This window comes from Ensifer sp. Root423 (genome assembly GCF_001426275.1).
Taxonomy (GTDB): Bacteria; Pseudomonadota; Alphaproteobacteria; order Rhizobiales; family Rhizobiaceae; genus Ensifer; species Ensifer adhaerens.
The window spans coordinates 28954-54270 of the sequence record NZ_LMEG01000022.1 but is presented as its reverse complement, the minus strand read 5'-3'; the positions used below and the strand labels follow the sequence as shown (position 1 = coordinate 54270).

23 protein-coding genes and 5 pseudogenes are annotated in these 25317 nt (G+C 61.4%); 18 read left to right on the top strand and 10 right to left on the bottom strand.

Annotation, left to right across the window (positions count from 1 at the left end; genetic code table 11):
- Window positions 1–108: 108 nt before the first annotated feature.
- Entirely contained in the window at window positions 109–774 is a 666-nt protein-coding gene (locus ASD01_RS36875) for a hypothetical protein (protein ID WP_244495270.1), read from the bottom strand.
- Window positions 775–782: 8 nt separating this feature from the next.
- Between ASD01_RS36875 and ASD01_RS37625 the strand changes: the two are divergent.
- A pseudogene (locus tag ASD01_RS37625) lies at window positions 783–1052 on the top strand (plasmid maintenance toxin (PemK-like)); the annotation flags it as partial.
- Window positions 1053–1202: 150 nt separating this feature from the next.
- Here the strand turns inward: ASD01_RS37625 and ASD01_RS19420 are convergent.
- The gene (locus tag ASD01_RS19420) at window positions 1203–2174 is read right to left on the bottom strand and encodes an MBL fold metallo-hydrolase (RefSeq protein ID WP_029742569.1); all 972 of its coding nucleotides are present in this window, start codon (window positions 2172–2174) and stop codon (window positions 1203–1205) included.
- Window positions 2175–2311: 137 nt separating this feature from the next.
- Here ASD01_RS19420 and ASD01_RS19415 point away from each other — a divergent pair, with 137 nt between their 5' ends.
- On the top strand, window positions 2312–3208 hold the full coding sequence (locus tag ASD01_RS19415; protein ID WP_029742570.1) for a LysR family transcriptional regulator: 897 nt from the start codon (window positions 2312–2314) through the stop codon (window positions 3206–3208).
- A gap of 218 nt (window positions 3209–3426) precedes the next feature.
- On the opposite strand, the gene ASD01_RS19410 is transcribed toward ASD01_RS19415, so the two are convergent.
- The 6 genes from ASD01_RS19410 to ASD01_RS19390 form a co-directional block, all read right to left on the bottom strand.
- A complete protein-coding gene (locus ASD01_RS19410) occupies window positions 3427–3753 on the bottom strand; it encodes a hypothetical protein (RefSeq protein ID WP_029742571.1) in 327 nt (108 codons plus the stop codon).
- A gap of 59 nt (window positions 3754–3812) precedes the next feature.
- Window positions 3813–4493, bottom strand: coding sequence for a type 1 glutamine amidotransferase domain-containing protein (locus ASD01_RS19405; RefSeq protein ID WP_060644282.1), 681 nt, complete (start codon window positions 4491–4493; stop codon window positions 3813–3815).
- 215 nt (window positions 4494–4708) lie between these two features.
- Entirely contained in the window at window positions 4709–5935 is a 1227-nt protein-coding gene (locus ASD01_RS19400; protein WP_029742573.1) for an alanine racemase, read from the bottom strand.
- Window positions 5936–5975: 40 nt separating this feature from the next.
- Window positions 5976–6932, bottom strand: a complete 957-nt coding sequence (locus ASD01_RS34840; protein WP_082584655.1) for an ABC transporter ATP-binding protein — start codon at window positions 6930–6932, stop codon at window positions 5976–5978.
- The gene (locus tag ASD01_RS34835) at window positions 6929–7801 is read right to left on the bottom strand and encodes an ABC transporter ATP-binding protein (protein ID WP_244495269.1); all 873 of its coding nucleotides are present in this window, start codon (window positions 7799–7801) and stop codon (window positions 6929–6931) included. Before ASD01_RS34835 ends, ASD01_RS34840 begins: the two co-directional genes overlap by 4 nt.
- Before the next feature lie 321 nt (window positions 7802–8122).
- On the bottom strand, window positions 8123–9076 hold the full coding sequence (locus tag ASD01_RS19390) for a LysR family transcriptional regulator (RefSeq protein ID WP_034800668.1): 954 nt from the start codon (window positions 9074–9076) through the stop codon (window positions 8123–8125).
- A 123-nt stretch (window positions 9077–9199) separates the two neighbouring features.
- Between ASD01_RS19390 and ASD01_RS19385 the strand changes: the two genes are divergently transcribed.
- The 11 genes and pseudogenes from ASD01_RS19385 (at window position 9200) to ASD01_RS19340 (ending at window position 19760) form a co-directional block, all read left to right on the top strand.
- Complete coding sequence (locus tag ASD01_RS19385) at window positions 9200–11128, top strand: ABC transporter substrate-binding protein (protein WP_029742575.1); 1929 nt, start codon at window positions 9200–9202, stop codon at window positions 11126–11128.
- Between the two features lie 77 nt (window positions 11129–11205).
- The gene (locus ASD01_RS19380; RefSeq protein ID WP_029742576.1) at window positions 11206–12243 is read left to right on the top strand and encodes an ABC transporter permease; all 1038 of its coding nucleotides are present in this window, start codon (window positions 11206–11208) and stop codon (window positions 12241–12243) included.
- Complete coding sequence (locus tag ASD01_RS19375) at window positions 12240–13112, top strand: ABC transporter permease (RefSeq protein ID WP_060644281.1); 873 nt, start codon at window positions 12240–12242, stop codon at window positions 13110–13112. Before ASD01_RS19380 ends, ASD01_RS19375 begins: the two co-directional genes overlap by 4 nt.
- 33 nt (window positions 13113–13145) lie before the next feature.
- Entirely contained in the window at window positions 13146–14822 is a 1677-nt protein-coding gene (locus ASD01_RS19370) for a serine hydrolase domain-containing protein (RefSeq protein WP_060644280.1), read from the top strand.
- A gap of 2 nt (window positions 14823–14824) precedes the next feature.
- Window positions 14825–15919 carry an aminotransferase class I/II-fold pyridoxal phosphate-dependent enzyme gene (locus ASD01_RS19365; protein WP_060644279.1) on the top strand — a complete coding sequence of 365 codons (1095 nt, stop codon included), beginning with the start codon at window positions 14825–14827 and terminating at the stop codon, window positions 15917–15919.
- Between the two features lie 371 nt (window positions 15920–16290).
- Complete coding sequence (locus ASD01_RS19360) at window positions 16291–17091, top strand: M55 family metallopeptidase (RefSeq protein ID WP_060644278.1); 801 nt, start codon at window positions 16291–16293, stop codon at window positions 17089–17091.
- Window positions 17092–17280: 189 nt separating this feature from the next.
- The gene (locus ASD01_RS19355) at window positions 17281–17967 is read left to right on the top strand and encodes a reverse transcriptase domain-containing protein (RefSeq protein WP_244495268.1); all 687 of its coding nucleotides are present in this window, start codon (window positions 17281–17283) and stop codon (window positions 17965–17967) included.
- A gap of 51 nt (window positions 17968–18018) precedes the next feature.
- A pseudogene (gene repC, locus ASD01_RS34830) lies at window positions 18019–18270 on the top strand (replication initiation protein RepC); the annotation flags it as partial.
- 134 nt (window positions 18271–18404) lie between these two features.
- Entirely contained in the window at window positions 18405–18794 is a 390-nt protein-coding gene (locus ASD01_RS19350) for an antitoxin Xre/MbcA/ParS toxin-binding domain-containing protein (RefSeq protein ID WP_029742583.1), read from the top strand.
- A complete protein-coding gene (locus tag ASD01_RS34825; RefSeq protein ID WP_082584653.1) occupies window positions 18791–19309 on the top strand; it encodes an RES family NAD+ phosphorylase in 519 nt (172 codons plus the stop codon). The genes ASD01_RS19350 and ASD01_RS34825 overlap by 4 nt, the downstream gene beginning before the upstream one ends.
- 244 nt (window positions 19310–19553) lie before the next feature.
- A complete protein-coding gene (locus ASD01_RS19340) occupies window positions 19554–19760 on the top strand; it encodes a cold-shock protein (RefSeq protein WP_060517255.1) in 207 nt (68 codons plus the stop codon).
- Window positions 19761–19886: 126 nt separating this feature from the next.
- Here the strand turns inward: ASD01_RS19340 and ASD01_RS34820 are convergent.
- Window positions 19887–20180: pseudogene (locus ASD01_RS34820) on the bottom strand (Mu transposase C-terminal domain-containing protein); the annotation flags it as partial.
- Window positions 20181–20187: 7 nt separating this feature from the next.
- Here ASD01_RS34820 and ASD01_RS35675 point away from each other — a divergent pair.
- The 3 genes and pseudogenes from ASD01_RS35675 to ASD01_RS19325 form a co-directional block, all read left to right on the top strand.
- A pseudogene (locus ASD01_RS35675) lies at window positions 20188–20331 on the top strand (IS256 family transposase); the annotation flags it as partial.
- Window positions 20332–20497: 166 nt separating this feature from the next.
- Window positions 20498–21199 (top strand): DUF938 domain-containing protein, encoded by a 702-nt coding sequence (locus tag ASD01_RS19330; RefSeq protein ID WP_060644275.1) that lies wholly within the window; start codon window positions 20498–20500, stop codon window positions 21197–21199.
- Between the two features lie 122 nt (window positions 21200–21321).
- Window positions 21322–22473 (top strand): sulfite oxidase, encoded by a 1152-nt coding sequence (locus tag ASD01_RS19325; RefSeq protein ID WP_060644274.1) that lies wholly within the window; start codon window positions 21322–21324, stop codon window positions 22471–22473.
- 38 nt (window positions 22474–22511) lie between these two features.
- Here the strand turns inward: ASD01_RS19325 and ASD01_RS37435 are convergent.
- A pseudogene (locus ASD01_RS37435) lies at window positions 22512–22881 on the bottom strand (pyrroline-5-carboxylate reductase); the annotation flags it as partial.
- Between the two features lie 66 nt (window positions 22882–22947).
- On the opposite strand from ASD01_RS37435, the gene ASD01_RS19315 reads away from it, so the two are divergent.
- Window positions 22948–23946, top strand: coding sequence for a LacI family DNA-binding transcriptional regulator (locus ASD01_RS19315; protein ID WP_060644273.1), 999 nt, complete (start codon window positions 22948–22950; stop codon window positions 23944–23946).
- 41 nt (window positions 23947–23987) lie between these two features.
- The gene (locus tag ASD01_RS19310; RefSeq protein ID WP_156623667.1) at window positions 23988–25292 is read left to right on the top strand and encodes an ABC transporter substrate-binding protein; all 1305 of its coding nucleotides are present in this window, start codon (window positions 23988–23990) and stop codon (window positions 25290–25292) included.
- Window positions 25293–25317: the final 25 nt, after the last annotated feature.

The window sequence follows — 25317 nt, the reverse complement described above, 5'->3', positions numbered from 1 at the left end:
GATCCAGTCAACGCTGAAAGCAGATCTCGGGCAGCACTGTCTGACATACCTTCGAGCGCGGGTCCAACTTGGAAAACCCGCCATCCCTTTGGCCGCCAGCGATCAAGTTCACTTATGGGGCTTGGTCGCCTTCACCATCTTTGGTACCTTCCGCGAAACCTCTTCAAGCGTCGTCATAACCCGGTTCACCTGCGAGAGCGTGGACGTCAGCTCAGGAGCATATCGGACAATGAGATACTCTTGAGCTGAGGAGAGCGTTGCCACGTGCGCCAGCGTGCGCTTGCGCAAGACAAGTCCTGCGGCCCCCGCTCTTCGGGCCGGCTCGCCAAGGTCATGTTGGAAGTTGTGGATCGGCTCGTCATCGAGGCCTTTCGCCTGAAGAAGAGCATCGAGATAAAGCTCGATGGCATGAAGAGCCAGCAGCCTTTGCGGAAGATGGTTAGGACCGGATGGGTTCTCACCCAGCTTGACGGCGGCGGCTTTGTATTGCGTCGCCAGGTCCAAAACGTCTCGCATGCCCGTTGATTTGCCGAGGTCCATGTTGCTAGATCTCCCCCTCAGAGTGAAACTGCGGGCGGGTTCCGACCGCGTCGGCAGTCGTTCGTGACGGTACTGATCGTCTCGCGCACCGTTGATCCGGATGAGGTCCTTCAACAGGGTTCGCAGCTCTGGCCAGGGGGCTTCCTCGAGTTTGAGGTCCGGGTCATGCGTAACGATCAGGCAGTGAAGCTTTGCGACTTCGATCACCGAGGAGACCGGTGCAATCAACAGCACCCGCCCCACTCCCGATCACGCATTCGCCACCCTCCGCCCGGCCGATGCCGTCGAGATCCCGCCGGCGACAAAGCTCGCTAGGGCCGGATGACGAGCGCTCCTGGATTGTTTTGACGGGAAGTAACCGCTTTGCCCCGCCAGACCCGGACGTCCGGCCGCTCGACACCGATAGCGGCTACCACGGCCCGTTGCCTCCACCCCTATTCGAAGAGGTGAAGCGTCGCTTTGCCGGGCTCGCGCGCAGCCAAAGACATCAGGCGACCCCACGTGGTTCCTAAATGCGATTTGTTCCTGCAAGCAAAATGGCGCATCGCATGGCGTTCCGGAAAATACGGGAACCCATCCGGCAACCATCGGTTCGACCGCGCCTTGCGCCGGAATATTGATGCCGTAGAAATGACCGACTTTCTAGACCGCCGTAGCTAACTTCAATCCTGTAAGGCCCAGTCGGCCACCTCCCAGCGCATCTGGCCACGGTCGGCGACGACACGGCCGAGCCCTGGGAAGGGCATGTGCGTGGCGGCGATGAGTGCGCCCTCCGAAGCGGCGCGAGGGAAAAAGCGGTCGCGCATTGCCTTGGCCGCTGCCCGGTCCTGCTCGAACAGGAAGAACACGTCGGTCGCCCCCGGATGCACGACCGGAAAGATCATGTCCGAGACCATGATGAGGCTCTTTCCGTCATCTTCGACCCGCACGCCGATATGGCCGGGTGTATGGCCGGTCAGGTCGACAATTGAGACGCCGCGCACAATTTCGCGTTCTCCGTCAATCGCCTGGAGTTTCGGGTAGAGGCGCACCACCTCCTCCGCCATCTTAAAGCTGGTTTGCAGATAGTCGGGCGCGCCGCTGCGCTTGGCCGGGTCGGTCCAATGGGTGACGTCGCGACGATCGATGTAGAGCTCCGCCTTTGGGTAGTTGTTCTTGCCTCCGGCGATCAGACCGCCCATGTGGTCCTGATGCATATGCGTTACGATCACCGCGTCGATCTGGTCAAGCTGCAGGCCAAGCGCACCAAGCGCCTGCGGCAGTTTGCCGGTCTGACCAATCGAGCCCGCTGCACCGGCATCGATCAGGATGCGGCGCTCGCCATCATCGATGAGATACTGGTTGAAGAGGAACCGCACCCCGCTCGGCCGGGCGGTGAACTGAGCGACTGCCGCCTCCTCCACCTGGGCCGGCGCGCGTCCCGGAAAATAGTCGAAGGGCATATCGGCGTACCCGTCTGTCAGCGCCGTCACCGTGAAGCGACCGATGCGGATCTGCGCCAGCGGCGTAATGCTGACCGGCGTGTTGGGGGTATTCTGCGCGGCGGCAGGGGCCGGTGCGCCACTGATCAGTCCTCCCCCGAGGAGGCCGAGAGGAAGAGCGCTTGCAAAGGCACGACGTGAAAGTTGAGGCATGACGTCTTTCTCCTGATCATTGGCAATACGGGGAGCCGGCCGGCGTCCGCTGGATCGACGCAAAAGCTAGGATATCCGAAAGCAATAGGGTATCCTGCCAATTCTGGAACTTTCCTCTCAGTTTCCGGAAGGATACGATGGATCGGTTTGAAGCGATGTCGGTGCTGCTGGCGGTGGTGGACGCTGGCAGCCTCTCGGCTGGATCGCGGCGATTGCATGCACCGCTCGCCACGGTCAGCCGCAGGGTCGCGGATCTTGAGAAACACCTTGGCGTGCGCCTGGTCGTGCGCACCCGCCGCGGCCTCTCCTTGACGGATGAGGGGCGCAGCTTCGTCGCCGCGTCACGTCGTATTCTGGAGGAGCTGGACGCGGCGGAGCGGCAGGCCAGCGGCGATGATGGCGCGCTGCGTGGAGGGCTGCACGTGACCGCACCGATTGCCTTCGGCGAGCGCCATCTGCTGCCAATAGCTCTGGAGTTCCTGAAGGAGCAACCCGATATCAACCTGCGTCTGACCCTCGCCGATCGTCAGCTAAGTCTGGCGGACGAGCACGTCGATGTGGCCCTGCGGATCGGACACTTGGCGGACAGCGCGCTTATCGCAACGCGCGTCGGCGCCGTCCGACGGGTGATCTGCGCGAGCCCCGACTATCTTGCCCGCCGAGGCGCTCCGCTTCAGCCGGAAGACCTCAGCCACCATGATGGCATAAGCTTTCAGGGCTTTGCGACCGCGCCGGAATGGCGCTACCGCCGGGACGGCGCGGCCTTTGCCATCGAGCCGCGCCCCAAATTCGCGGTCAATACGACGGAGGCTGCCATTCAGGCTGCAATAGCCGGTATCGGCATTATCCGCGTGCTGTCTTACCAGATCTCCGATCAGTTGCGCTCCGGCGCTCTGCACGAATTGCTGACGGACTTTGCACCGGAACCGCTACCTGTGAACGTTATCCATGGACCAGCCGATCCCCTGCCGCTGAAGGTGCGGTGCTTCCTCGACTGGATCGTCCCAAGCCTACGTGCTCAGCTGGCTTACTAGCGTCCCGCTTCAGGCGCACCCCGTTGATAGCAGTGAGGCGCACCGGTGCGAATGCTGCAAGATGCGGCTGTCCTTCCCTAAGTGCCTAACATGTCTATGCTCCGCAGCGCATCCTCAATATCTCCTTCGGCCTAGGTTAGGCCGCTTGGAAAACGTATGTGAGCGCTGAGAGGGGCCGTCATTTCTTTGGCGAAGACGTCTGGCGTGTGATCGTTCGGTCAAAAGCTCACGCGCGCGCCAATCTTCCCGCCGCCCGAGCGCGAACCATCGCCCTCGACGTTAAACAGCAGTGAGAAGTCGATATTCCAGTTGTCGTGGTTGGAGAGAGTGAGCCCGGCGGAGATCCTCCCGAACAGGCCTTCGCCATCAAGCGAGGCAAAGCCGATATCCGCGCCGATCGACGGTGATAGCGTTAGTCCGTTTTTGAGCCCCAGCGTTCTCTCGACATCGAACCCGACGCTGAAGCGGGCTTGTTCCTCTATGAAGCCCTTGAGATCGATTGTTTCGCCAAGGGAATTGGAGACGGAATAGTCCTCTGTCTGCAAGACACGCTCCGCCGAAGGCGGACGCTCTTTCTGGCGACGCGCCCCGATCCAATCTTCGATTACGGTTTCAAGGCGGCCAGGAGGGCTTTTGCCGTTTCGCCAGATGAGGCGGGATTCTGGCCGGTGATGAGCCGGCCATCGACGACCGTGTGGACGCCCCAGTCTTTAACCTTCGAGAAAACGGCGCCGAGACCGAGCAACTCATCTTCTACCAGGAAGGGCACGACCTCCGTCAAACCGACGGCCGCTTCCTCGGAATTCGTAAAGCCCGTGACCTTTCGCCCATTTACGAAAGGTGTGCCGTCCGGGTTCTTGACGCGGTGCAGAACGCCGGGTGCGTGGCATACAAGGGCAATCGTCTTGCCCGCCACAATGAAGGCTTCGAGCAGCTTGATCGAGTTTCCGTCCTCGGCGAGATCCCACATCGGACCGTGACCGCCGGGATAGAAGACGGTGTCGAAGTCCCCTTGGTTGACGCTGTCGAGGCGAACCGTCTCGGCGAGCTGGGCCTTGGCTTCCCGGTCTGCCTTGAAACGCCGAGTGAGGTCGGTCTCAAACATCGGTTCATCGCTCTTCGGGTCGAGCGGCGGTTGGCCGCCCTTGGGTGATGCAAGGGTGATTTCGGCTCCGGCATCCCTAAAGACGTAATAGGGAGCCGCCAGCTCTTCGAGCCAGAACCCTGTCTTCTTGCCGGTGTTACCGAGGGTGTCGTGCGAAGTGAGGACCATTAGGACTTTCATGGATCATATCCTTTACACTGGAGGCGTAGATTTGAAGTCCGATCAGCCGCGTCGGCTTCTCGATGCACTGATATTGGCATCGCAATGATATTTGGGAGATCTAGGTCTCACAATCCAGCTTTCCATCTCGATGATGGACGAAGGAGCGAGAACTTCAACGCGTTGATGGGCGGCGATAAATCGCCGCCCAGGTGGCCGAAAGGCCGGTGCGCTCTTCAGGTCTGACCGTTGCGGGCGTCGACCGGCAGGTTGGCTGCAGTGCCATCCGCACGCGCCAGGACGAAATTGTCGAAGTTGGCGATCGAGGCGCAGGAATGGTTGGGGAACACGCGCACGCGACTGCCGAGCGGCAGGGGGCGCCCGGAATGGGGGACGAACCCGTGTTCCTCGGACAGTCGCTCGAGCGTCCACAGGCCGGTTTCGCCATCGCCTTCGGCGCTGACGACGGTGCCGAACCCTGCGCCACCCATGCCATGTGCGCCGCGATCGGAGCTCATGGACTTCGAACCAGCGTCGATGATGAAGTGCGCGTCGTTCGACGCGACGACCCGGGCGACGACTGAAAGCGCGAGGTCGTCGGCGGTACAGATGCCAAGCCGAAGGGCGGTGCCGTCCAGAAAGACGTAGTTTCCGGGACGGATGCAATCGACTTCCCGGGGCAGCGGTGCACCGACGCAAGTCGGCGTTGCGCCGACGGAAATGCAATCGACGGCAATTCCGCGTTGCCGAAGCCTCTCGGCGAGACCGAAGAGGGCCTCGGCCTCGTCGTCGGCGATCTTGGCCAGGGCATGGGGCTCCGGAGCCCCGTAGGCATGTCCGGCGTGCGAAAGCAGTCCGGCAAATCGCAAACCAGGGGTGCCGGCGATGCTTGCGCACAGTTCAGGCGCTGCCGGGTCATCGGGTTTGAGGCCGACGCGGCCGAGGCCAACGTCGACCTTGAGGAACACGCCGATCTCGATGCCGTGCCGGCTGGCGGCCTGCGACAACGCATGGACACCTGTTTGGCTCGCCGCAATCGTGCGCAGTTCCACGCTCCGCGCCTTGACCGCAGGCAGAAGGCGATCGAGCGACGCCGCGTGGACGATGGGATAGGCCAGGATGATCGACGCAATCCCGGCTTCGGCAAAGATAAGCGCTTCGCTGGGCTTGGAGGCGGTGATGCCGCGCGCACCTGCGGCAAGCTGCTGCCGGGCGATGTGGAGGCTCTTGTGCGTCTTCACATGCGGAAACATCGCCACGCCGGCTGCATCGGCGCGCTGCTGCATGGCCTTGATATTGCGGGTGAGCCGTTTCTCGTCGACCTCGATATAGGGTGTCGGTCGGTCGGCGGCCGCTGGACGCAGGAACATTGCGGCCGTGGTCCCGCTTGTGCTGTCGCGGATATCTGTCGACGCCATGCCGGCAGCGCTCGCAGCCGGTTGCGTCACTTCGAAAGTGCTCATGTTGGGATACTCTGATCTGGAACGGGGTATAGCGGCTATGTCAGGCGGTTGCGACCTGGCGCACGTAGTGGGTCGATGAGATCTGCCGCATCGGCAGTTCGCGAGGCACGAAGTCCGGCGCACGCACCGCACTCGGAATTTCGTCGGACATCGGCTGGCGCCCTTCCGGACGGCGCGTCGGATCGGCAATCGGCACGGTCGATAGCAGCTTGCGGGTATAGGGGTGCTGCGGATTGCTAAACACCGAGCGGCGATCGCCGATCTCGACGATTTCGCCGAGATACATGACCGCAACGCGGTGAGCGATGCGCTCGACCACCGCCATATCGTGGCTGATGAACAGAAGAGCGATCTGCATCTCGCGCTGCAGGTCCATGAGTAGGTTGATCACCTGCGCCTGGATCGTCACGTCGAGCGAAGCGACTGCTTCGTCGGCGACGATGAGACGCGGGTTGAGCGCAAGCGCCCGGGCGATACAGATGCGCTGGCGCTGCCCGCCGGAAAATGCATGCGGATAGCGCTCGAGATGCTCAGGCGAAAGCTCGACCTTTGCCAGAAGTTCGGCAGCGCGGGCGCGCATGTCCCCGGTCGAACCAAGCTTGTGGACCCGCATCGGATCCATCAGCGATTGCTCGATCGTCATGCGCGGGTTGAGCGAAGAAAACGGATCCTGGAAGACCATCTGCGCTTCGCGCCGAAATCGCGCGAGGACAGGGCGCGGCGCGCCGATCAGTTCGGTTCCATCAAAGCGGATGGAGCCAGAGCGCGGTCGATCGAGCTGCATGAGCGAGCGGGCGACCGTCGACTTGCCGCAGCCGGATTCACCGACCAGCGCCAGGGTCTCACCGGGAAAAATGTCGAAGGAGACGTTCTCCACCGCATGTACCCGGCCGGAGACGTGGCCGAACAGCCCGGCCTTGAGATCGAAGCGCGTCACCAGGTTTCGCACCTCGACGAGTGGGCGAGGGGATTGCGTCATAGGAGCCGGCGCGTTCATTCTGTCGCCTCCGCGGGCTGCCGCTCCGGTTCGAACACCAGCAGCGGAAATTTCTCCGGCGCATCCTTGTCGGCCATGCTGCCGAGGCGCGGCACGGCGGAAATCAGGGCGCGTGTATAGGCATGCTTCGGCTTGGCGAAGATGTCGTAAACCGATCCCGTCTCGACGATTTCACCCTTGAGCATCACACAGACCCGGTCTGCGACTTCCGCGACGACGCCCATGTCGTGGGTAATGAACAGCACCGACATGCCGATTTCGTGCTGCAGGGCGCGAACCAGATCGAGGATCTGCGCCTGAATGGTCACGTCGAGCGCGGTCGTCGGCTCGTCGAGGATCATCAGCGACGGGCGGCAGGCGAGCGCAATAGCGATCATGACGCGCTGGCGCATGCCGCCGGAGAGCTGGTGAGGATACTGGTCGAGCCTGCGTTCCGCATCGGGCACACGTACCAGCTTGAGGGTGTTGAGCGCGATCTGGCGCGCTTCCTTCGGTGTCTTGTTCTGGTGATGGATCACCGCTTCGGCAATCTGGTCGCCGACGGTAAAGACCGGGTTCAGGCTCGACATCGGGTCCTGGAACACGATCGAGATGTCCGCGCCACGAAGGGCTTCGACCCGCTTTTCCGACAATGTCGCGAGGTCGGCGACCTTGCCGTCCTTCAAGCGCATCAGCACCCGCCCGCCGGTAATCGCCGCGCCATCATACTCGGTTAAACGCATGATCGTCATGGCGGTCACCGATTTGCCGGATCCAGACTCGCCGACCAGAGCAACTGTCTCGCCGCGCGCGATGCGGAAGGAGACGCCCCGCACCGCGCGCAGCTGTGAGCGGGTGCCGGCCGCGAAGGAAACCTCAAGGTCTTCCACGGATAGGATGACATCCTCGGGCAGTTCAGGGGGCGCGGATTTAGACAGGAACATCAGCACATGGACCCGATTTCGAGGGGACGTTGCCCTATCAGGTCTCGCAACGGGGTTGCATCCTGTCAATATGCTCGGGTGGCGGAGAACTCCCTGCGAGGCAGGCCGTCAGTGCCCGGGCGGCACGCAACCGGCTTTTGTCCGTGCCGCAAAACCGAGTAAAATCAATGTGTCCCGAATGTGGCAATCGAAACTATGCGCTTTCTGCATCGTGTCGCCTGTCTTCGCATATGGCCTCGGTGGGGCGATTTGGGGTATGACGGTGCCTCAGGCGGCGTCGATGCCGACATCGAATCCGTTCTTGTACTGTGGCAATGCCGCACACTGCTTGAGATGCTGCCACAACCCATCGCTGTCGGCGCTACCAGGGCCGGCGCGCCTGAAGATGCGGATCTCCATGTCGAGCGACATCTGTTGTCCGCCGATCTGGACGAGGCGGCCTTGGCGCAGGGCTTCCGCCACACAGATCTGCGGCAGCCAGGCGACGCCACGCCCGGCGACGGCCATGTGCTTCAGGCCATCGGCGAGGCCCGACTGGTAGACGATGCTGAGATTGAGCGGCCGGCGCCAGCGCGACTGGATCAAGGTCGCCAGCTTGCCGATGTAGCCGTCGCTCCAGGAATAGGCGAGATAGGGGATCTCCGTGCTTTCGGGCCCGTCGATGTCGAACAGCGGTCGGCCGCTCTCGTCGGCTCCCGACACCAGGATCAGCCTGTCCTTGCCGATCTGCAACGATTCGAACGGCCCGCCTTCCAGCACCGGCGGTCCATCGGGATGCACATAGGTGATGGCGAAATCGCATTGGCCCGAACACAGATGGTCGATGCTTTCGAGGAAGTCGGCGGCGTGCATGCTGGTGCGCAGCGGCAGGCGCGAGATCAGCGGCGAGCCGATCCATTTCGGGAAGAAGTACATCGCCAGCGTATGCAGCGAGGTGAAGGTGAGCATGGCCGAGCTTTCGCCGGCGACATTGCGGCAATCGGTGCGCAGCCTGTAGGCTTCGCGCACGAGCCGCTGGCAACCCGGCAGGAACATCGTGCCTGCCCTTGTCAACTGTACCGGATAGGTGCTGCGGTCGATCAGGTCGGCGCCGATCCAGTTCTCGAGCGATTTGATGCGCCGGCTGAAGGCCGGTTGGGAGATGTTGCGCGCCGTCGCTGCCGTCGAGAAATTTCTGGTCGCGGCAATTTCCAGAAAATCTTCAAGCCATTGCAGTTCCATGCCGGCCCTCATGCGTGATTTGCATAGTCTATCCTAATTACACATTGGACAGACCTGCAAGCGCTCTTCTAGCCTCCCCTATAACGAGAAGAAAACTTCCGCCTCCACCAAATGGGAACAACGATGAAACGCACCTTAGCCCTAGCTCTGTGCTTGGGGCTCGGCATCGCGGCTGCGCCCGCTATGGCCGAGACCAAGAACCCCGGCACTTTCGTCTTCATGTGGACCGACGACATCCAGTCGTTCGATCCGGCCTATATCGCCAACACGCCGAGCTCTTACGGCGCTCTCAACATCTACAGTCGGTTGTTGAACTTCAACGGCTCGAAGATCTCCGAGTTCGTGCCGTCGCTCTCGACCGAAGTACCGTCGCTCGAAAACGGCCTCATCAAGCAGGCGGCCGATGGCTCGGTGAGCTATACCTTCCCGATCCGCAAAGGCGTTTCAGCCCACAAGGTCGGGATCAAGGGCGCCGACGGCAAAGTCACCTGGGAATACTACGACAAGCTGACTGACGCCCAGAAGGCGACGATCGAGCCGGGTTACGGCCAGATCACGCCCGAAGACGTACGCTACTCGTTGCTGCGCGCCATTCTTCAAGGCCAGTCGTGGATGTCGAACGCGATCACCGAGGTGATCACAGCCGGCAAATATACCGACATCGCCAAGTGGGTTGAGGCCGAAGGCGAGGTGAAATCCATCAACGACGCCAGCCCCGAGATCCTGCGCAAGGTCTATGACCAACTCGCGTCGCAGATCGTCGTCGATGGCGATAATGTCACGCTCAAGCTGCCCAAGTCGTTTCCGGCCACGCTTGGGGTGATCGCGCTGCCCTTCGGCACTTCGGTCGTCGACAAAGAATGGGTTGCATCGGTCGGCGGCTGGGATGGCTCGGGCGACACCTGGAAGGCCCACTACCGTCCGGAACTCGGCGCCAATCCGCTGTTTGCGGAAGAAAATGGCACCGGGCCGTTCATGCTCGAGGAATGGGACCGAACCGACCGGCGCATCACGTTGAAGCGCTTCGACAATTACTTCATGGGCCCCGCCAAGCTTGAGCGCGTGGTCATGCGCACGGTGCCGGAATGGACGACGCGGCGCCTGCAGCTTCTGTCCGGTGACGCCGATTTCGTCACGGCACCCGTCGAGTTCATCGATGAACTCAGCAAGACTGAAGGCGTCAAGGTCATTGACGGCCTGCAGAAAGTGTTCTCGCGCGGCATCTTCTTCGCCTGGCCGCTCGACGACAACGACAATCCGGCGATCGGCAGCGGCAAGCTCGACGGCGCCGGCATTCCGCCGGACTTCTTCGCCGACATCGACGTGCGCAAGGGTTTCAACTACGCCCAGAACTACGACGCGCTGCTCACCCAGGTGCTGCTCAACAAGACCGTGCAGTCTCGTGGGCCGACGGTTCGCGGCATCATGGGTTACCGCCCGGATTCACCTGTCTACAGCTACGATCCCGCCAAGGCCGAAGAACACTTCAAGAAGGCATTTGACGGCAAGCTCTGGGATACCGGCTTTGCCTTCACCGCCTATGTGACCGAAGGCAACCCGCAGCTGACGGCGGCACTCTCGGCGCTGCAGCAGGGGCTGTCGCGCATCAATCCGAAGTTCAAGATGCAGATCCAGGCTCTGCCGTGGGCGTCCGTTTCGGACAAGCTCAACAACCGCGAAAAGCCGGCAGCACCCTTGACGGTGATGGGTTGGGGTCCTGACTATTCCGATCCGGGTGGTCCGCTCGGTGCCGCCAGCTATTACCTCTCGCCCACGGGTCTCGTCGGCGGCATGGTCGGCCAAGGTTATCGCGACCTGATGGCGGAGAAGTTCAAGCCGCTCCTGGATGAAGCCTGGGCATCGGTCGATCCGGCGGTTCGCGAGCCGATCTACGCCAAGCTGCAGGAGATGTCGTACGAATACGCCACCACCCAGTTCCTCTGGGAAGATTTCGGCTACGTCGTCACCCGCAGCAACATCGACGGCTATGTCGACAACATGATCCTCTACGGCGCCTGGGACTTTTACCCGGTCACCAAGGCCAACGACTGATTGGCGAACGGCATGTCGGGCGGCAAGACCGCCCGGCATGCCTTTTCTCTTTTCCCTGAAATCGGAACGTGTGAACCGTGCTGAATTACGCACTCAGACGACTGATGATGCTGCCGATCGTCCTCTTCGCGCTGTCGTTGATGATCTTCGCGCTGCAGATGTCGCTTTCGCCAACCCAGAGACTGGCGGCCTATGCGCCGTCGCCCGATTATCTCAAGGGTGGTCAGGAGAGCATCCGCCGGATGATCGAGCAGTACGGGCTCAACGATCCCTTCTACATTCAGTACGGCCGCTGGATTGGCGGCGTTCTCAGCGGCAATCTCGGCTGGTCCGAGACCGCGCGCCAGCCGGTGTCGACGGCGCTGATGTCGCTGTTTCCGGCGACGCTGGAGCTGGTCGTGCTGGCCTTCGTGCCCTGTCTGCTACTCGCCGTCTACCTCGGCTCGCGCGCCGGCATCTATCTCAACCGCTGGCCGGACCATGTCATCCGCATCTTCACCATTCTCGGCTGGTCTTTTCCGGTTTACGTCTTCGGCCTCTTGATGCTGCTGATCTTCTATTCGGCGCTTGACTGGTTTCCGCCCGGCCGGCTCAGCCAGTGGGCGCAAACCGTGGTCAGCTCCGGCGATTTCGTGCGCTACACCGGCGCCAATACTATCGACGCGCTGCTCAACGGCAACCTGGCGATCTTCGGCGATGCACTTCGTCACCTTGCGGCGCCCGTCATCACGCTGACCTATGTCAACGTCGCCAGCATGACGCGGGTGATGCGCACCTCGATGCTGGAAACGCTGCGCCAGGACTACGTACGCACCGCCCGCGCCAAGGGCCTGCCGCGCCGCGTCGTCGAATTGCATCACGCCAGGCGCAACGCGCTTCTGCCGCTTGCAACCATCGCCGGCATGGAACTCGCCGTGATGATGGGTGGCGTGGTCATCACCGAGACCATCTTTGACTACGCCGGGCTCGGCCAGTTCGCCGCCAAGACCGCTGCCAATCTCGACTTTCCCGCAGTTCTCGGCTTCGGCCTCTATTTCGCGGTCGTCCTGGTGCTGATGAACCTGGTCGTCGATCTCATCTATCCGTTGCTTGACCCGAGGGTGAAGACGCAATGAAGTTTCTTCGTTACCTCGCACGAAATCCGGTGTCGCTGTTTGGTGTCGTGATCCTCCTCGCCTTCGTGCTGATCGCCGTCTTCGCGCCCGTTCTGGCGCCGCCGCAAAGCTTCCAGCTCTCGCCCTACGACACGCCGCGCGAGGGTTTCCTGGCGACGCCGCAACCGCCTTCGCCGGAGGCGGTGTTTGGCACGACCCAGGGCCAGTACGACATCTTCTATGGCGTCGTCTGGGGTACGCGCACGGCATTCAAGATCGGGCTGGGGGTCGTGGCGATCTCCGTGCTGATCGGCACGGTCGTCGGCGCTGTCGCGGCCTATTACGGCGGCGTCGTCGAGGAAGTGCTGATGCGCATCGTCGACGTGTTCATGGCCGTGCCCTTCCTGATCGCCGCCATGGTGCTGACGGCGTTGCTCGGCAAAGGCATCGTGCCCATTACGATCGCGCTGACGACGTTCGGCTGGATGAGTTATGCCCGTATCGTTCGAAGCGAGATCCTGAGGATCCGCGAGATGGATTACATCCACGCAGCCAGGAGCTACGGCGCCAGCGATCTCAGGCTGATCGTCCTGCATATCCTGCCCAACGCCATGTTTCCGGTGCTGGTTCTCGCGACGATGGCGACCGGTTCCATGGTGCTGTCGGCCTCAGCGCTCAGCTTCCTCGGCGTTGGCACCGAAGAAGGTTATGCCGACTGGGGCCAGTTCATCGCCTATTCGCGCAACTGGATCGTCGGTCAGCCCGGCAATCCCTTCCAGTTCTGGTACACGCTGGCCTTCCCCGGCGCGGCCGTCTTCCTCTTCGTACTGTCGTGGAACCTGGTCGGCGATGCGCTACGCGACATGCTCGACCCACGCCACGCCCATTGAGACCCAATCCCTTACGACCAAGGAGCATTTTCCATGTCCTCTCTGTCTGCTGCTTCCATCGAGCTGTTCGAGGATCTGATCCGGTACGAGGTCGAGGACAAGGCGATCCCGTCGATCTCCTACGCCCTCGTCGACCGAGACGGTGTGCTTGCCGAAGGCCATGTCCAGCGCCATGACCGCCATTTCGACATGGGCAAGGACACGTGCTTCCGTATCGGCTCGATCACCAAGACCTTCACCTCGCTGGCGATCATGCAACTGGTCGAAAAGGGCCTTGTCGATATCGATGTCGACGTCTCGACCTACCTGCCCGGATTTAAGCCGGTGAACCCGTTCGCTGGCGCCGAGGGCGGGCCTCACGGCTCGGTCATCAGCCTGCGCAAGCTGATGACCCATACGGCCGGGCTCGTGCGCGAACCCAAGAGTGGCCACTACCTCGACGCGACCCGTCCTCCGCTGGAAGACACGGTCGACGAGCTCGCCAGCTCGACCTTGAAGCAGGATCCGAGCCTCGGGGTGATGCATTACTCCAACGCCGGCATCGCCGTCGTCGGTCGGGTGATCGAGGTCGTCACCGGGCAGAGCTATTCCGACTATGTCGCTGCCAACATTCTGAAACCGCTCGGCATGGACAGTTCCTCCTGCGGCATGGCGCCGGGCATTCGCGAGCGGCTTGCGCCGGCCGACATGTGGACGCTCGACGGCGATACGCCGGCGCCGGTGTTCAGCCTTGGCGGCTCGCCGGCCGGCAACATCTTTTCCACCACGGGGGATATGGCACGCTACGCCCAGTGCCTGCTGCGCGGCGGCTTTGACGCTGCCGGCAATTCGATCATCTCGCCGGCGTCGCTGCGTGAGATGTGGACACCGTTCGGCAAACGTCCGGCCGGCCACGACAAGACGCTCAACGGGTATGGCCTGTGCTTCGGTGCCGGCGACGTCGACGGCTGGACCTCGGTCGGCCATGGTGGCGCCGTCTATGGTTATGCTTCGCAGATGATGCTGTTGCCTGCCGCCGGCGTAGGCGTGCTGATCTTTGCGACCCTTGATTTCGCCAACCAGATCGCCTCGCGGCTCGGCGTCGACGGCGTGCGCATCGTTCTTGCCGAGCGCAAGATGGGCAAGATGCCCGAGCGGACACAGCGTCCGCCGGAGATCCCCGAAGCGCAGTTCAAGACCCTGCCGGGCTATTACCGCAACGACGCCACGCAGGAGATCGTCGAGGTCAAATCCAAGGACGGCAAGATCTACCTTATGGGCGAGGGCGTTCCGCACCGGATCCGTCCCGTTGCCGGCAACGATTTCGTCATCGACGGTCGCATCTACGGGCGCGGCGCGGACTATGCCCATATGAACCTCTCCTTCCCGGCAGCCGGCAAGCTCGTCTGGCGGGATACAAGCTGGACACGCATTGAGACGCCTGAGGACGAGACCGTGCCCGACGCCATTGCGCCGCATCTCGGCGAATATGGGCCGGACTTCAACATCACCTACCTGACCTACAGCCATGGCGGCCTGAAGTGCCTGATCGAGTACTTCTGCACGCACACATGCGAACCGGTCGAGGAGGGACGCTTCCGCATGCATGGGCGGCTTTACGAAGACGAGATCCTCGAACTTGATGCCGTCGACGACAACGGCAAGCGCGGCATCCGCGTCGGGCCGATGTTCCTGGCGCGACGCAGCCCGTCCCAGGCCGAAGCGGCGTGACCATGACCGCTCCAATCAAGATGGAGTCACCTCTTGGCGCCCGCATGTCCATCGGCGGGCGCGAGGTCGACTATTATTGCGGCACGTCGTACTTCTGCCTGCATGGCCACTCCGAGGTGATCGAGGCAGCCTGCGAAGCGACCAGGCGCTACGGCATGGGGCCGGGGACGCTCGCCCATATGCAGGTCTATGCCGATTTGCAGGAGCGGTTGCGCGACTGGTTCGGCACAGACGAGGTCGTCTACATGATTTCCGGCTACACCAGCCCCATGGTGTTGCTGCAGGGGCTGCGCGACGAATTCGATGTCATCTTCATGGATTACGCAACGCATTACAGCACCCGTGACGCGATCCCGACGCTCGGCAAGCGGGTTCACGAATTTCGGCATGCCGATCCGGAGGATCTTGCTGCGCAACTGTCGTTGCATGTGAAGGCGGGCGAGCGGCCGGCGGTGCTGACCGACGGCGTCTTTCCGTCATCCGGACGGTTGGCGCCACTTGGGGATTACCGGCAGGCCATGGCCCCCTATGATGGTGCGCTGCTCTGCATCGACGATTCCCACGGTGTCGGCGTTCTTGGTGAGACCGGCCGCGGATCGCTGCAGCACGCGGGGCTCGAAGGCGAGGGCAACTATCTCGCCGGCACGATGAGCAAGGCGTTCGGCGCGCTCGGCGGCATCGTTCCCGGTAGTGCGGATCTGGCCGCCAAGATCGCGGGCAATGCCATGATCATGCGTGGTGCCTCGCCGGCGCCACCGGGTCTTGCAGCCGCTGCAGCCGCATCGTTGCGCGTTCTGCAGGCGACACCGGAAAAGCGCGCCAACCTCGTTCGCAACGTCAAGCATATGCGCAGCGGGTTGCGGACCCTCGGGTTCGACGTTGCCGACACGCCGGTACCGATCGTCACCATCAAGGGCGTCACCGACCTCGAACAGCTGCGCGATCGTCTGGCGGAGCGCGACATCATCGTCAGGGTGCAGCAGCCTGGTGGTTATTCCGACGCGTCAGATGTTGCGACCATGCGGCTTGCGGTGTTTTCCGAGCACACGGCCGATCAGATCGAACGGCTCCTGCAGTCGATGGGCGAACTTCTCTAGACCTGCGTGTGGAGTTCTCACCGACGTTGGCGTCGGCGAGAACTCCGCGCTAGCGACCGTGCACGCACGCCTGCTCGTGAGGGAGTTATTCATAACCGATTGAAATCTCGGGAGTTAGGCGATTCTTGCATGGAGTTTTGCCCAAATTGAATTGGCCTGTGGCGGCGAGCTGCACCAATGTTCCGTTAAACGACATGCAAATCGCCGATCACCGGTCAGACGTGCCTCGCCGATGACCAAGTCTGCCAAAGTGGCCGCTGAAGCCCCCGCGGTTGGCGGCGCCCATCGCGTTGGTTGGCCTTCGCGATCCCTGCCTGAAACGACCGCATCTATCCCGCTCTTCCCGATTTGACCGATAGAGGAACCCACCCATGAAAGTTTTCATCTCCGCTGACATCGAAGGCACCGCAGGCATCGCGCAATGGGACGAAGCCGAGCGCACCCATTCCGACTGGACCGAATTTCGCGCCCTGATGACCGCCGAGGTGGTCGCTGCCTGCGAGGGCGCGCGTGCCGCCGGTGCGACGGAAGTCGTGGTGAAAGACGCCCATGACAGCGGTCGCAACCTCATCCTCGACCGCCTGCCGGACTATGTCCGCATTGTGCGCGGCTGGTCCGGCCATCCGGATGCGATGATGTTCGGCCTCGATGCCGGCTTCGCGGCCGCGCTCTATACGGGCTATCACTCCAAAGCGGGCAGCGAGGCAAATCCGCTCGCCCATACCTCCACGATGCGCATCTCGCGCCTGCTTTTGAACGGAGAGGTCGCCTCGGAATTTACCGTCAACTCGCTCTGTGCCGCCGGTTACGGTGTACCGTCGGTCTTCCTTGCCGGCGATGCCGGTATTTGCTCTGAGGCGCGGGCGATGGTGCCGGGGCTGAAGTCCGTGGAAACGCTGGAGGGTAAAGGTCGTTCGACGACGTCGATCTCGCCTGCTTGGTCGCGCCGGCTTATTCGTGAAGGCGTGGCAGAAGCGCTGTCCGGCGATTTCGCTCAGGTGCTGCCGTCCAGGGCCGAGCGCTACGAAGTGGTGATCGAGTTCAACAATCCGACGGATGCCTATCGTGCCGGCTGGTATCCCGGTGCATATGCGCACGGTCCTCGCGCCGTCGCCTTCAAGCATGCGGATTTTGCGGAGATCCTGCGAGCGCTGGTCTTCCTGAAAGCCTGATCAAGGGCGGGCTCACGTGCCTGGACGTCGCGGGATAGAGCCACTGGCCTTGATAAGGTAGCAACGCGCCAAAACGGGCGCTTTCCGACCGTCACGCCGCCCTCGGTGGACGAAGCTGGCTCAACCTTGTTGCCTGGCTAGCAGCGCGTTGCCTCCAACAAAGGTGGACGCACGGCCGGGGTTGACGGGATGACGGTGGGACGTATCCGAAACAGGAGTGAACATCGCTTCCTGGTCGATCTTCAAGCTGATCTGCGCAGTGGTGCATATCGGCCAAGTCCGGCCAGGCGCAAGCTCATTCCAAAGGCCGGGAAACCGGGGCAATTCCGACCCTTGGGCATCCCCACCATCAGAGACCGCGTCGTACAAGGCGCGGCCAGAATCCTTTTGGAGCCGATCTTCGAGGCGCAATTCTGGCATGTCTCTTATGGGTTTCGACCCGGCAGAAACACCCACGGCGCCTTGGAGTACATTCGTCGGGCAGCCTTGCCGCAGAAGCGGGACAAGGACACTCGGCGAAACCGGTTGCCATATCCTTGGGTTATTGAGGGGGACATCAAAGGATGCTTCGACAATATCAATCATCATCAGCTGCTCGAGCGGATGCGCAAGCGCATCGGTGATCGACGAGTGGTGAGATTGGTCGGATTATTCCTCAAGGCCGGTGTTTTGACTGAGGATCAGTTCCTCCGGACGGACGCCGGTATCCCTCAGGGCGGGATCATCTCACCTTTGCTCGCAAACATCGCCCTTAGCGCGATCGAGGTGCGATATGAAAGGTGGACCTATCACCGCAAAAAGACCCAAGCCCGTCGCAAAAGCAACGGCGTGGCGGCAGCGGCGAGCGCCCGGGACAGCGGTCGATTTGATAACTGAGTACAGATCTTCACCAAACACCTGCCGCAGCCGGACCTTCAGGTAGGTGGGATGAGTAGGCGAGTGGTGGTCCGATCGATGCTGGGCGTCAGTCCAAGCGCCTACCAGGACGCCTGCGAGGCGATGGGGCCGGAAAATGTGGCTGCGACAATGGCCTGTATTCTCGAAAGGGCAGGGCACATCAACTCGGCCGGCGGATATCTGCGCAATCTGACGGACAAGGCGCGGCGAGGGGAGTTTTCGCTCGGGCCGGTGTTGATGGCTCTGTTGCGGGCGAATCCAGTGGTTGCTCGAAGCGCCTAGCGAACGGCTCTTTGGGGGTGGCAGTGGCTTGAAACTTCTCGCTACCCCGGCGAATGTCGTAGTCGCTTGCGTTACCGTCAATAGAGTCATATATTTCGCACAATAAATGAGTTGCTGGATATGGCGGAATGATCATGCCTCAGGTTCTGAAATCTTTAGAGCACAGCGGTCCCTTGGTGCTGTCCTATATGGATCGCTCGGGAAAGATCGCTGTGGAACGGGTCGCAACCGGCTTCGGCATGTCTAAGAGCCAGTTGGCCGAGACGGCGGGGCTAGCCCGCGAAACACTGTATAGAAGTGAACGTAGCCTGGGCGCGAAAACGCAGAGCCGTCTTCGGGAAATGCTGGAGATTATCAGTCGTGTCTCAGATTGGGCCGGTGGTAAGGAGCAGGCAATGGCTTGGTACCGGGCCCAACCTCTACCAGCTTTTGGCGGGCGTACGCCCGAGGCTCTCGTAAAAGACGGCAAGGCCGCGGCGGTGCGAGATTACCTCGATCATATGGCCCTAGGGGGCTTCGCTTGAGGTTTGTGGGCAATTGTTACCGTGCGCACGATCCACGCTGGGCTTTCAAACCGGTTTCAGGAGATGGCGCGGCTATAAGAGGCGCGCGGTTCAACCCAAAAGGCGTGCCAGCTCTCTATCTCGCCCTTAGTGTGATGACGGCGGTAAAGGAAGCCAATCAAGGGTTTGCCCATCGCATCGACCCTTGTGTACTTTGTTCCTACGATGTCGACTGTGATGACATTACGGATCTTGCTTCTGAAGTTGGTCGGGCCTCGAATTCCGTTTCGGTGGAGGAAATGGCCTGCAGTTGGGCCACCACGCTTTCCGAAGGAAGGAGACCCCCATCCTGGTCGATATACGATCGACTCAAGGCGAGGGGCACGGCAGGCATCATAGTACCCAGCTTTGCGCCCGGCGCCGAAGAGGGAGATCGAAATCTGGTGCTTTGGAACTGGGGCCCCAACCTGCCGCATAAAGTGCAGGTACACGACCCAAGTGGTCGGCTTCCGAAGGATCAACTGTCCTGGGATTAGGCGCATCGGCGCAATTAACGCGTTCAGGCCCTTTACGACTGCGTCTTGATCTTGCAGCCATATTACGCCCGCTCTACCGTGCTTACAGCAAAGGTAAGCAACCAAGATCCGGAATTTTGGTCCGGTGCGATAGACGCGAGAGCTCGCATGCTTTTCGTTGACGCCGGAACCGTCTACTAATGTGAGCGTACCAGTATCATTCGAGCCTATCGGTCCGACACGACGATGATCAAAGGAGGATACTTTGGCAACCGGTACAGTAAAATGGTTCAACACAACAAAAGGCTTCGGTTTCATCCAGCCGGATGACGGAACTGCCGATGTGTTCGTCCACATTTCCGCGGTAGAGCGAGCTGGTCTACGCGGACTCAACGACGGCCAGAAGGTTACCTATGAGCTGGTGAAAGACCGCAAGTCCGGCAAGATGTCGGCGGACAACCTCCAGGCCTGAGCGCATTGCGATTCTGCAGCTTACTGCATGCAGTGTTTGCTCTGCTCCAGCGGTGCCTCTTGGCCGGAACCCGCCGGTATGACCGGCGCTTTCAGGTGATCAGCCGGGCCGCGCGACCTTGTTTTCGCTCAAATCGGTCGGCGTATGGTCGATCTGGCAGACGTCGAGTGGGTGCGGTGCGTGGATATAGCCTGGTCGCGGTTTTAACCGCAGCAGGTGCTTTGGATTGGCCGACCGCTTTCTGGCGATCTCTTCAGGCGAAAACAGCGCCGGGATGCGCCGGGCAATGGTGACATAGGACGGCAGGGCAAGACCAGCCTCTTCACAGCGCGCACGGGTTTCGGCGACGACCGGTGCGAGAGGAGGCGCCTCGAGCGTCAGCCATTGCTCGCGCAGTGTCTTGCTGATGATTGCCTCGATGCCTTCTGACGCCATCGTCCGCCTCGTCGGCGCGATCCTGCTCGAGCAGAACGACGAATGGGCTGTCCAACGCGCCAGATACATGACGCTGGAAACCATCAGCCAGATGAGCGATGATCCGCTCATCAGCCTGCCAGCCGTGGCGCGCTGATCATCCCGGCCCATGCAAGAACGCGGCGACCAAAGCCGCCACTTACACCACTCCCTGGGACATGATCCCGAACGCAGCACCGACGACCCTTTGTAAGTCCGCAATCCTTGATTTCAGTTATTTCAGCTATAAGGTGGAGGCATTGCCCAAAGGGGATTACAGGCCAATGCTCCCAGAGAAGAAGGACCGTTCGCCTGTTGCGCTGGAACAGCGCGACGTCAGCGCCGACCAGCGCATGTTCTCACCTTCCGCTGCGCGAAATTCGGCGCCGATCCTCGCGGTCCTACAACGTGTCCTTCCAACACGTGGCACCGTTCTGGAGATTGGATGCGGGACCGGCGAGCACGCCGTGTGTTTTGCGGGGGCAATGCCAGACATCACCTGGCAGCCGAGCGATCCGGATGCCGGCGCCCGCGCCAGTACGTCTAGCTGGATCAAATTCTCAAGGCTGAAGAATGTGCTGGCACCGCGGGATATTGATGTGTGCTCAGGACAATGGATCGTCGAACAAACGGGGCATTTTGACGCCATCTTATCAATCAATATGATCCACATCGCGCCATGGACGGCAAGCTCAGGATTGTTCGAAGGAGCTGGCCGTTTGCTTCACGATGGTGGGCTTCTCCTTCTCTACGGTCCCTTTATGCGCGACGGCGTACACAACGCCCCCTCGAATGCTGCTTTCGACGCCGCTCTAAAGGAGCGCAACCCATCCTGGGGTGTGCGTGATATCGCTGACCTTGAACAAATGGGTGAGGCCGCTGGACTTGTTCTCCGCGAGACGATCGAGATGCCTGCCAACAACATGTTGCTGGTCTTCTGCAGAGGTACTGTCTCAACGACAAGCCGGCGCGAAAGAGAGATGTGACCATGCAGTAAGCTGCCGTCCGAGGTCGATGCTCGAAACGTGCGGTATAGGCGAGAATGCGGCCGAAGGCGGAACGCGACAGGCGCACTGCGCGGGGTGTGATCTAACCGGAACCCGCGGGGATGGATACCGAGGTTGTGCTTTTGGAAGGAGAGACGAGAACGATGCCGACACCAGAGCAACCCAGCCTGATAGTTCGACAAAAATCCCCACAGAATACCGAGTTTCCATTTGCGTCGCTCTCCGATTTGCTGATCCCAACCGAGCTGTTCTTCGTGCGAAACCATTTCCCCTCGCCGGACCTCGATGCGCGAGACTGGAGATTGCGCGTTAACGGGGCGGTGGCGCGGCCGCTCGAACTTGACCTCGACAGCATCAAGGCGATGCGGAGCACGAGCTTGACTGCCGTCGTCGAATGCGCCGGGAATGGCCGCGTCTACTATGTGCCACCGAAGGAGGGGTTGCAGTGGCAGAACGGAGCCGTCGGCAATGCTGCGTGGACAGGAGTTCTTCTCAGCGAGATATTGGAAATGGCGGGCGTTAAGCCTAACGCGCGTGAGGTCCTGCTTGTGGGCGCAGACAGCGGCGTCGTCGACACGAACAAAAAAACGGCTTCTCCTGGCCCCATCGCTTTTGCGCGCAGTCTACCGCTTGAGAAGGCCATGGCGCACAGCACGATCCTTGCCCATTCGATGAACGAGGAGCCGTTGACGCGCGATCACGGCTACCCGCTGCGCGCGGTTGTGGGTGGCTGGTTCGGCATGGCTTGGGTCAAGTGGATTACCCATATCACGGTTTTGGAACAACCATTCCTTGGCTACTGGCAAGCGCGTGAGTACTTCCGTTGGGAGCGCAACCTCGGGGAACCGAGCCTAGTCCCCCTCACGGAGATGGAGGTCAAAGCGCAGATCGCGCGACCCGTGCAGGGCGCGCGTCTCATCGCCGGCCAACCCTATCGAATTTTCGGAGCCGCCTGGGGCGGCGAGGCTGCTATCCGGCAGGTTCAGGTCTGCACCGAAGATGGAAGTGGCTGGCGCGAGGCAAGCCTCCTCGAGAAAGAACGTCCTTTTGCATGGCGCTTGTGGGACTACACGTGGACCCCTGAAAAGGTGGGGCAATACAAACTGCGATGTCGCGCGATCGATGCGGCGGGGCGCGTGCAGCCCGACCAGCAGCGTTCCGACTTCGAGAGCTACGCGGCCAATTGGATCGTGCCGGTGGAGGTTACGGTCGTTCCCGAGCCGCAGACCTATGAGGAGGAATTCGTGATCTAATCAACCGCATGGGGAGAAATGGCGGCGAGCGTCACCTGTTAGCGGTTGTTGATCCGCTCGAACACTCTGTCGAGCACTCGCGTCAGCGCTTGGGTTCCGCCCCTTTCGTCGAAGTCCCGGAACACCTGTTCGTTGAGGCCGCTCTTGGTGGCAAACTCGCGGCACCTCTCGACGAAGTCGACATCCTTGCCTTGCGTGAAGTGCCGCTTCGGAACGACCGGCAAACAGGGGCACGAGATAGGCGCGGCCCTTTTCTCCCGGCAGGCTATTTTGGGTGAGCCATTCTGTCGTGCGGTGTATGATGCCGAAATAGGCGGCCATCACGGCGCTGGCTGCGGCGAGAAGGTCATATTCCACCTTGCTCTCGCATTCGACGGCGTTGCCGAGCACGTCGAAGATCGCCGCCGTCGCTTGACAAAAGACCGCGGTTTAAACTATAGGGTAATCGATAACCCAACGGAGTTCAGGAGCATCGTGGCAATCTCGCTTTCTGACATTGCGGAGCGTGCAGGCGTCTCGGTGAAGACGGTCTCCGGCGCATTGCACGGTGGCTCCGCGCGCATGTCGGACGACACGCGCCAGAAGGTGAAGGCGATCGCGGAGGAACTGGGTTACGTGACTAATCTCGCCGCGCGCGGTGTGCGTCAGGGATGGCTGCCGCTGGTCGGCGTCGTTTCTGATGGCCTCATCACTTCGCCGTTCGCCACCGAAATCGTGCGCGGGCTCGATGGTGCTGCGCGCAGTGCAGGCATGGCAGTGTTTGCCGTCAACCACAGCAGCGGACAGTCAATCGGCTCGGTGGTCGACGAGGTGCAGCAGTTCCGGCCGCGTGCCGTTGCCTATGCCGCCATGTACCACAAGGACGTCGATCTGCCGCCGGCACTCGCGGGCTCCGTCGGCGTGATGATCAATTGCCGCGAGGCCTCCGGGCGCGTCACGTCACTGGTCCCCGACGAAGAAGGTGGGGCGCGCGAGATCGTGCGTTACCTGCTCGCCTCTGCCCGCCGCCGCATCGCCTTCATCAACCTGCCGGGTATCCTTGCCGGGGCGCTACGAGAGAAGGGTTTTCGCGCAGCCCTTGAAGAGGACGGCATCGAACCGATTGGTGTGCTTCCGGCCGTCCGCCGCAGCGTTTATAGCGACCGCGCTCCGAGCCTCGTCGCGTCGCATGTCGAGACATTGCTGGCCACCGGTCAGCGGCCGGACGCGATCCTGTGCGGCAACGACCGTGTCGCAATGGAAGTCTATGCGGCCCTTGCGCGCGCCGGCCTTAAAATCCCGGACGACATTGCGGTGGCCAGCTTCGACAACCAGGTCGAGCTCGCCTCGCGGCTGGATCCGCCGTTGACGACGATGGCCCTGCCGCACCGCGCGATGGGCCGCCTGGCCATGGAGATACTGCTCGCCGGGGAACCTCAGCCGCCGCATCTGCGCAAGCTGCCGTTTCATCTCGTGGAGCGGGCATCGGTCTGACAATCAGCATTTTCGTCGAACTGAATAGGAGGAGAAGATCAATGACAACTTATCTGGGTAATCGTTTACTTAGCGTGCTTTTCGCGTCTTCCGCACTCTTATGGACCGCCGGTTTTGCAGAGGCAAAATCCGTCATCCATGTGATGCACCAGGGCGATCCGGGTTGGGTGAAGGCCTATGGCGACGTCGCCAAGCGCTTCGAGGAAGCCAATCCCGACATCGACGTCGAGATGATCTACGCGCCGCACGACGCCTATAACGAGAAGTTCAGCGCCGCCGTCATGGCAAAGCAGTTGCCCGACGTGATGGAACTCGACGCGCCGTTTCTCGCTAACTACGTCTGGTCGGGCTACCTGCAGCCCATCAAGCCACTCGTCGACAAGGATGTCCTCGACGACATGACCGGCTCGAACATCGCTCAGGGAACCTACCCGATCGACAAGGACCTCTATGCAATCGGTCTCACTGACTCCTCGGTCGTTCTCTACGGCAACAAAAAGTATCTCGAAGCCATCGGCGCACGCATTCCGAAATCTGTCGATGATGCCTGGACGCGCGAGGAATTCGAAGGCTATCTCGAAAAGCTCTCCAAACTCGAAGGCGTGAAGTGGCCGATCGACACGTTCCGCGGTTACGGGATCAAGACCGAGTGGATCACCTATGCCTACGGAACGCTGCTCGAAAGTGCGGGCTGCGACCTGATCGATCGCAAGGCTTGGAAGGCGAGCGGCACGCTCGACAGCCAAGCCTGCGTCAAGGCGCTGACGATGATGCAGACCTGGGTGAAAAACGGCTGGGTTGTTCCGACCTCGTCCGGCACCAACCAGTTCTATGCAGAGGGGCAGCCGGCAGCGCTTGCCATGGGTGGGCACTGGTTCTACGCCGAAGCTGCCGCTGCGATGAAGGACAACATCGTCGTCATGCCGCTGCCGAAGATCGGCAAAAAGGGCGTCAGCCCGAACGGCACCTGGATCTGGGGTATCTCGGCGAGCTCCGAAAACCCTGAGGCCGCCGGAAAATTCCTGAGCTTCCTTCTGAAGGACAAGGACTATCGCGACTATGCAAAGACCCAGTCGGCCTATCCGGGCCTGAAGAGCTTTGCCGCAGAATCCCCGCTCTACGCTGAAGGCGGGCCGCTTGCCGTCGCCTTCGAGCAGGCCTCGAAAACCGCCGTCGCCCGTCCGCCGCACCCGGCCTATCCGACGATCACCTCGGCCTTCATGCAGGCGGTCGACAAAATCTTCAATGGCGGTGATGCGCAGGAGGCACTGACGGCTGCGGCCAAGAAGATCGATCAGGACATCGAGGACAACGCCGGCTACCCGCCCTTCGACGAGCAGCAATAGGGCGTATTTTGCAGGGCCGTCCCGC

Coding starts and splice junctions, on each gene's coding strand:
- ASD01_RS19420 (WP_029742569.1), bottom strand. CDS start 2,174: ATGCCTCAACTTTCACGTCGTGCCTTTGCAAGCGCTCTTCCTCTCGGC.
- ASD01_RS19415 (WP_029742570.1), top strand. CDS start 2,312: ATGGATCGGTTTGAAGCGATGTCGGTGCTGCTGGCGGTGGTGGACGCT.
- ASD01_RS19405 (WP_060644282.1), bottom strand. CDS start 4,493: ATGAAAGTCCTAATGGTCCTCACTTCGCACGACACCCTCGGTAACACC.
- ASD01_RS19400 (WP_029742573.1), bottom strand. CDS start 5,935: ATGAGCACTTTCGAAGTGACGCAACCGGCTGCGAGCGCTGCCGGCATG.
- ASD01_RS34840 (WP_082584655.1), bottom strand. CDS start 6,932: ATGAACGCGCCGGCTCCTATGACGCAATCCCCTCGCCCACTCGTCGAG.
- ASD01_RS19390 (WP_034800668.1), bottom strand. CDS start 9,076: ATGGAACTGCAATGGCTTGAAGATTTTCTGGAAATTGCCGCGACCAGA.
- ASD01_RS19385 (WP_029742575.1), top strand. CDS start 9,200: ATGAAACGCACCTTAGCCCTAGCTCTGTGCTTGGGGCTCGGCATCGCG.
- ASD01_RS19375 (WP_060644281.1), top strand. CDS start 12,240: ATGAAGTTTCTTCGTTACCTCGCACGAAATCCGGTGTCGCTGTTTGGT.
- ASD01_RS19370 (WP_060644280.1), top strand. CDS start 13,146: ATGTCCTCTCTGTCTGCTGCTTCCATCGAGCTGTTCGAGGATCTGATC.
- ASD01_RS19365 (WP_060644279.1), top strand. CDS start 14,825: ATGACCGCTCCAATCAAGATGGAGTCACCTCTTGGCGCCCGCATGTCC.
- ASD01_RS19360 (WP_060644278.1), top strand. CDS start 16,291: ATGAAAGTTTTCATCTCCGCTGACATCGAAGGCACCGCAGGCATCGCG.
- ASD01_RS19355 (WP_244495268.1), top strand. CDS start 17,281: ATGACGGTGGGACGTATCCGAAACAGGAGTGAACATCGCTTCCTGGTC.
- ASD01_RS19350 (WP_029742583.1), top strand. CDS start 18,405: ATGCCTCAGGTTCTGAAATCTTTAGAGCACAGCGGTCCCTTGGTGCTG.
- ASD01_RS19330 (WP_060644275.1), top strand. CDS start 20,498: ATGCTCCCAGAGAAGAAGGACCGTTCGCCTGTTGCGCTGGAACAGCGC.
- ASD01_RS19325 (WP_060644274.1), top strand. CDS start 21,322: ATGGATACCGAGGTTGTGCTTTTGGAAGGAGAGACGAGAACGATGCCG.
- ASD01_RS19310 (WP_156623667.1), top strand. CDS start 23,988: ATGACAACTTATCTGGGTAATCGTTTACTTAGCGTGCTTTTCGCGTCT.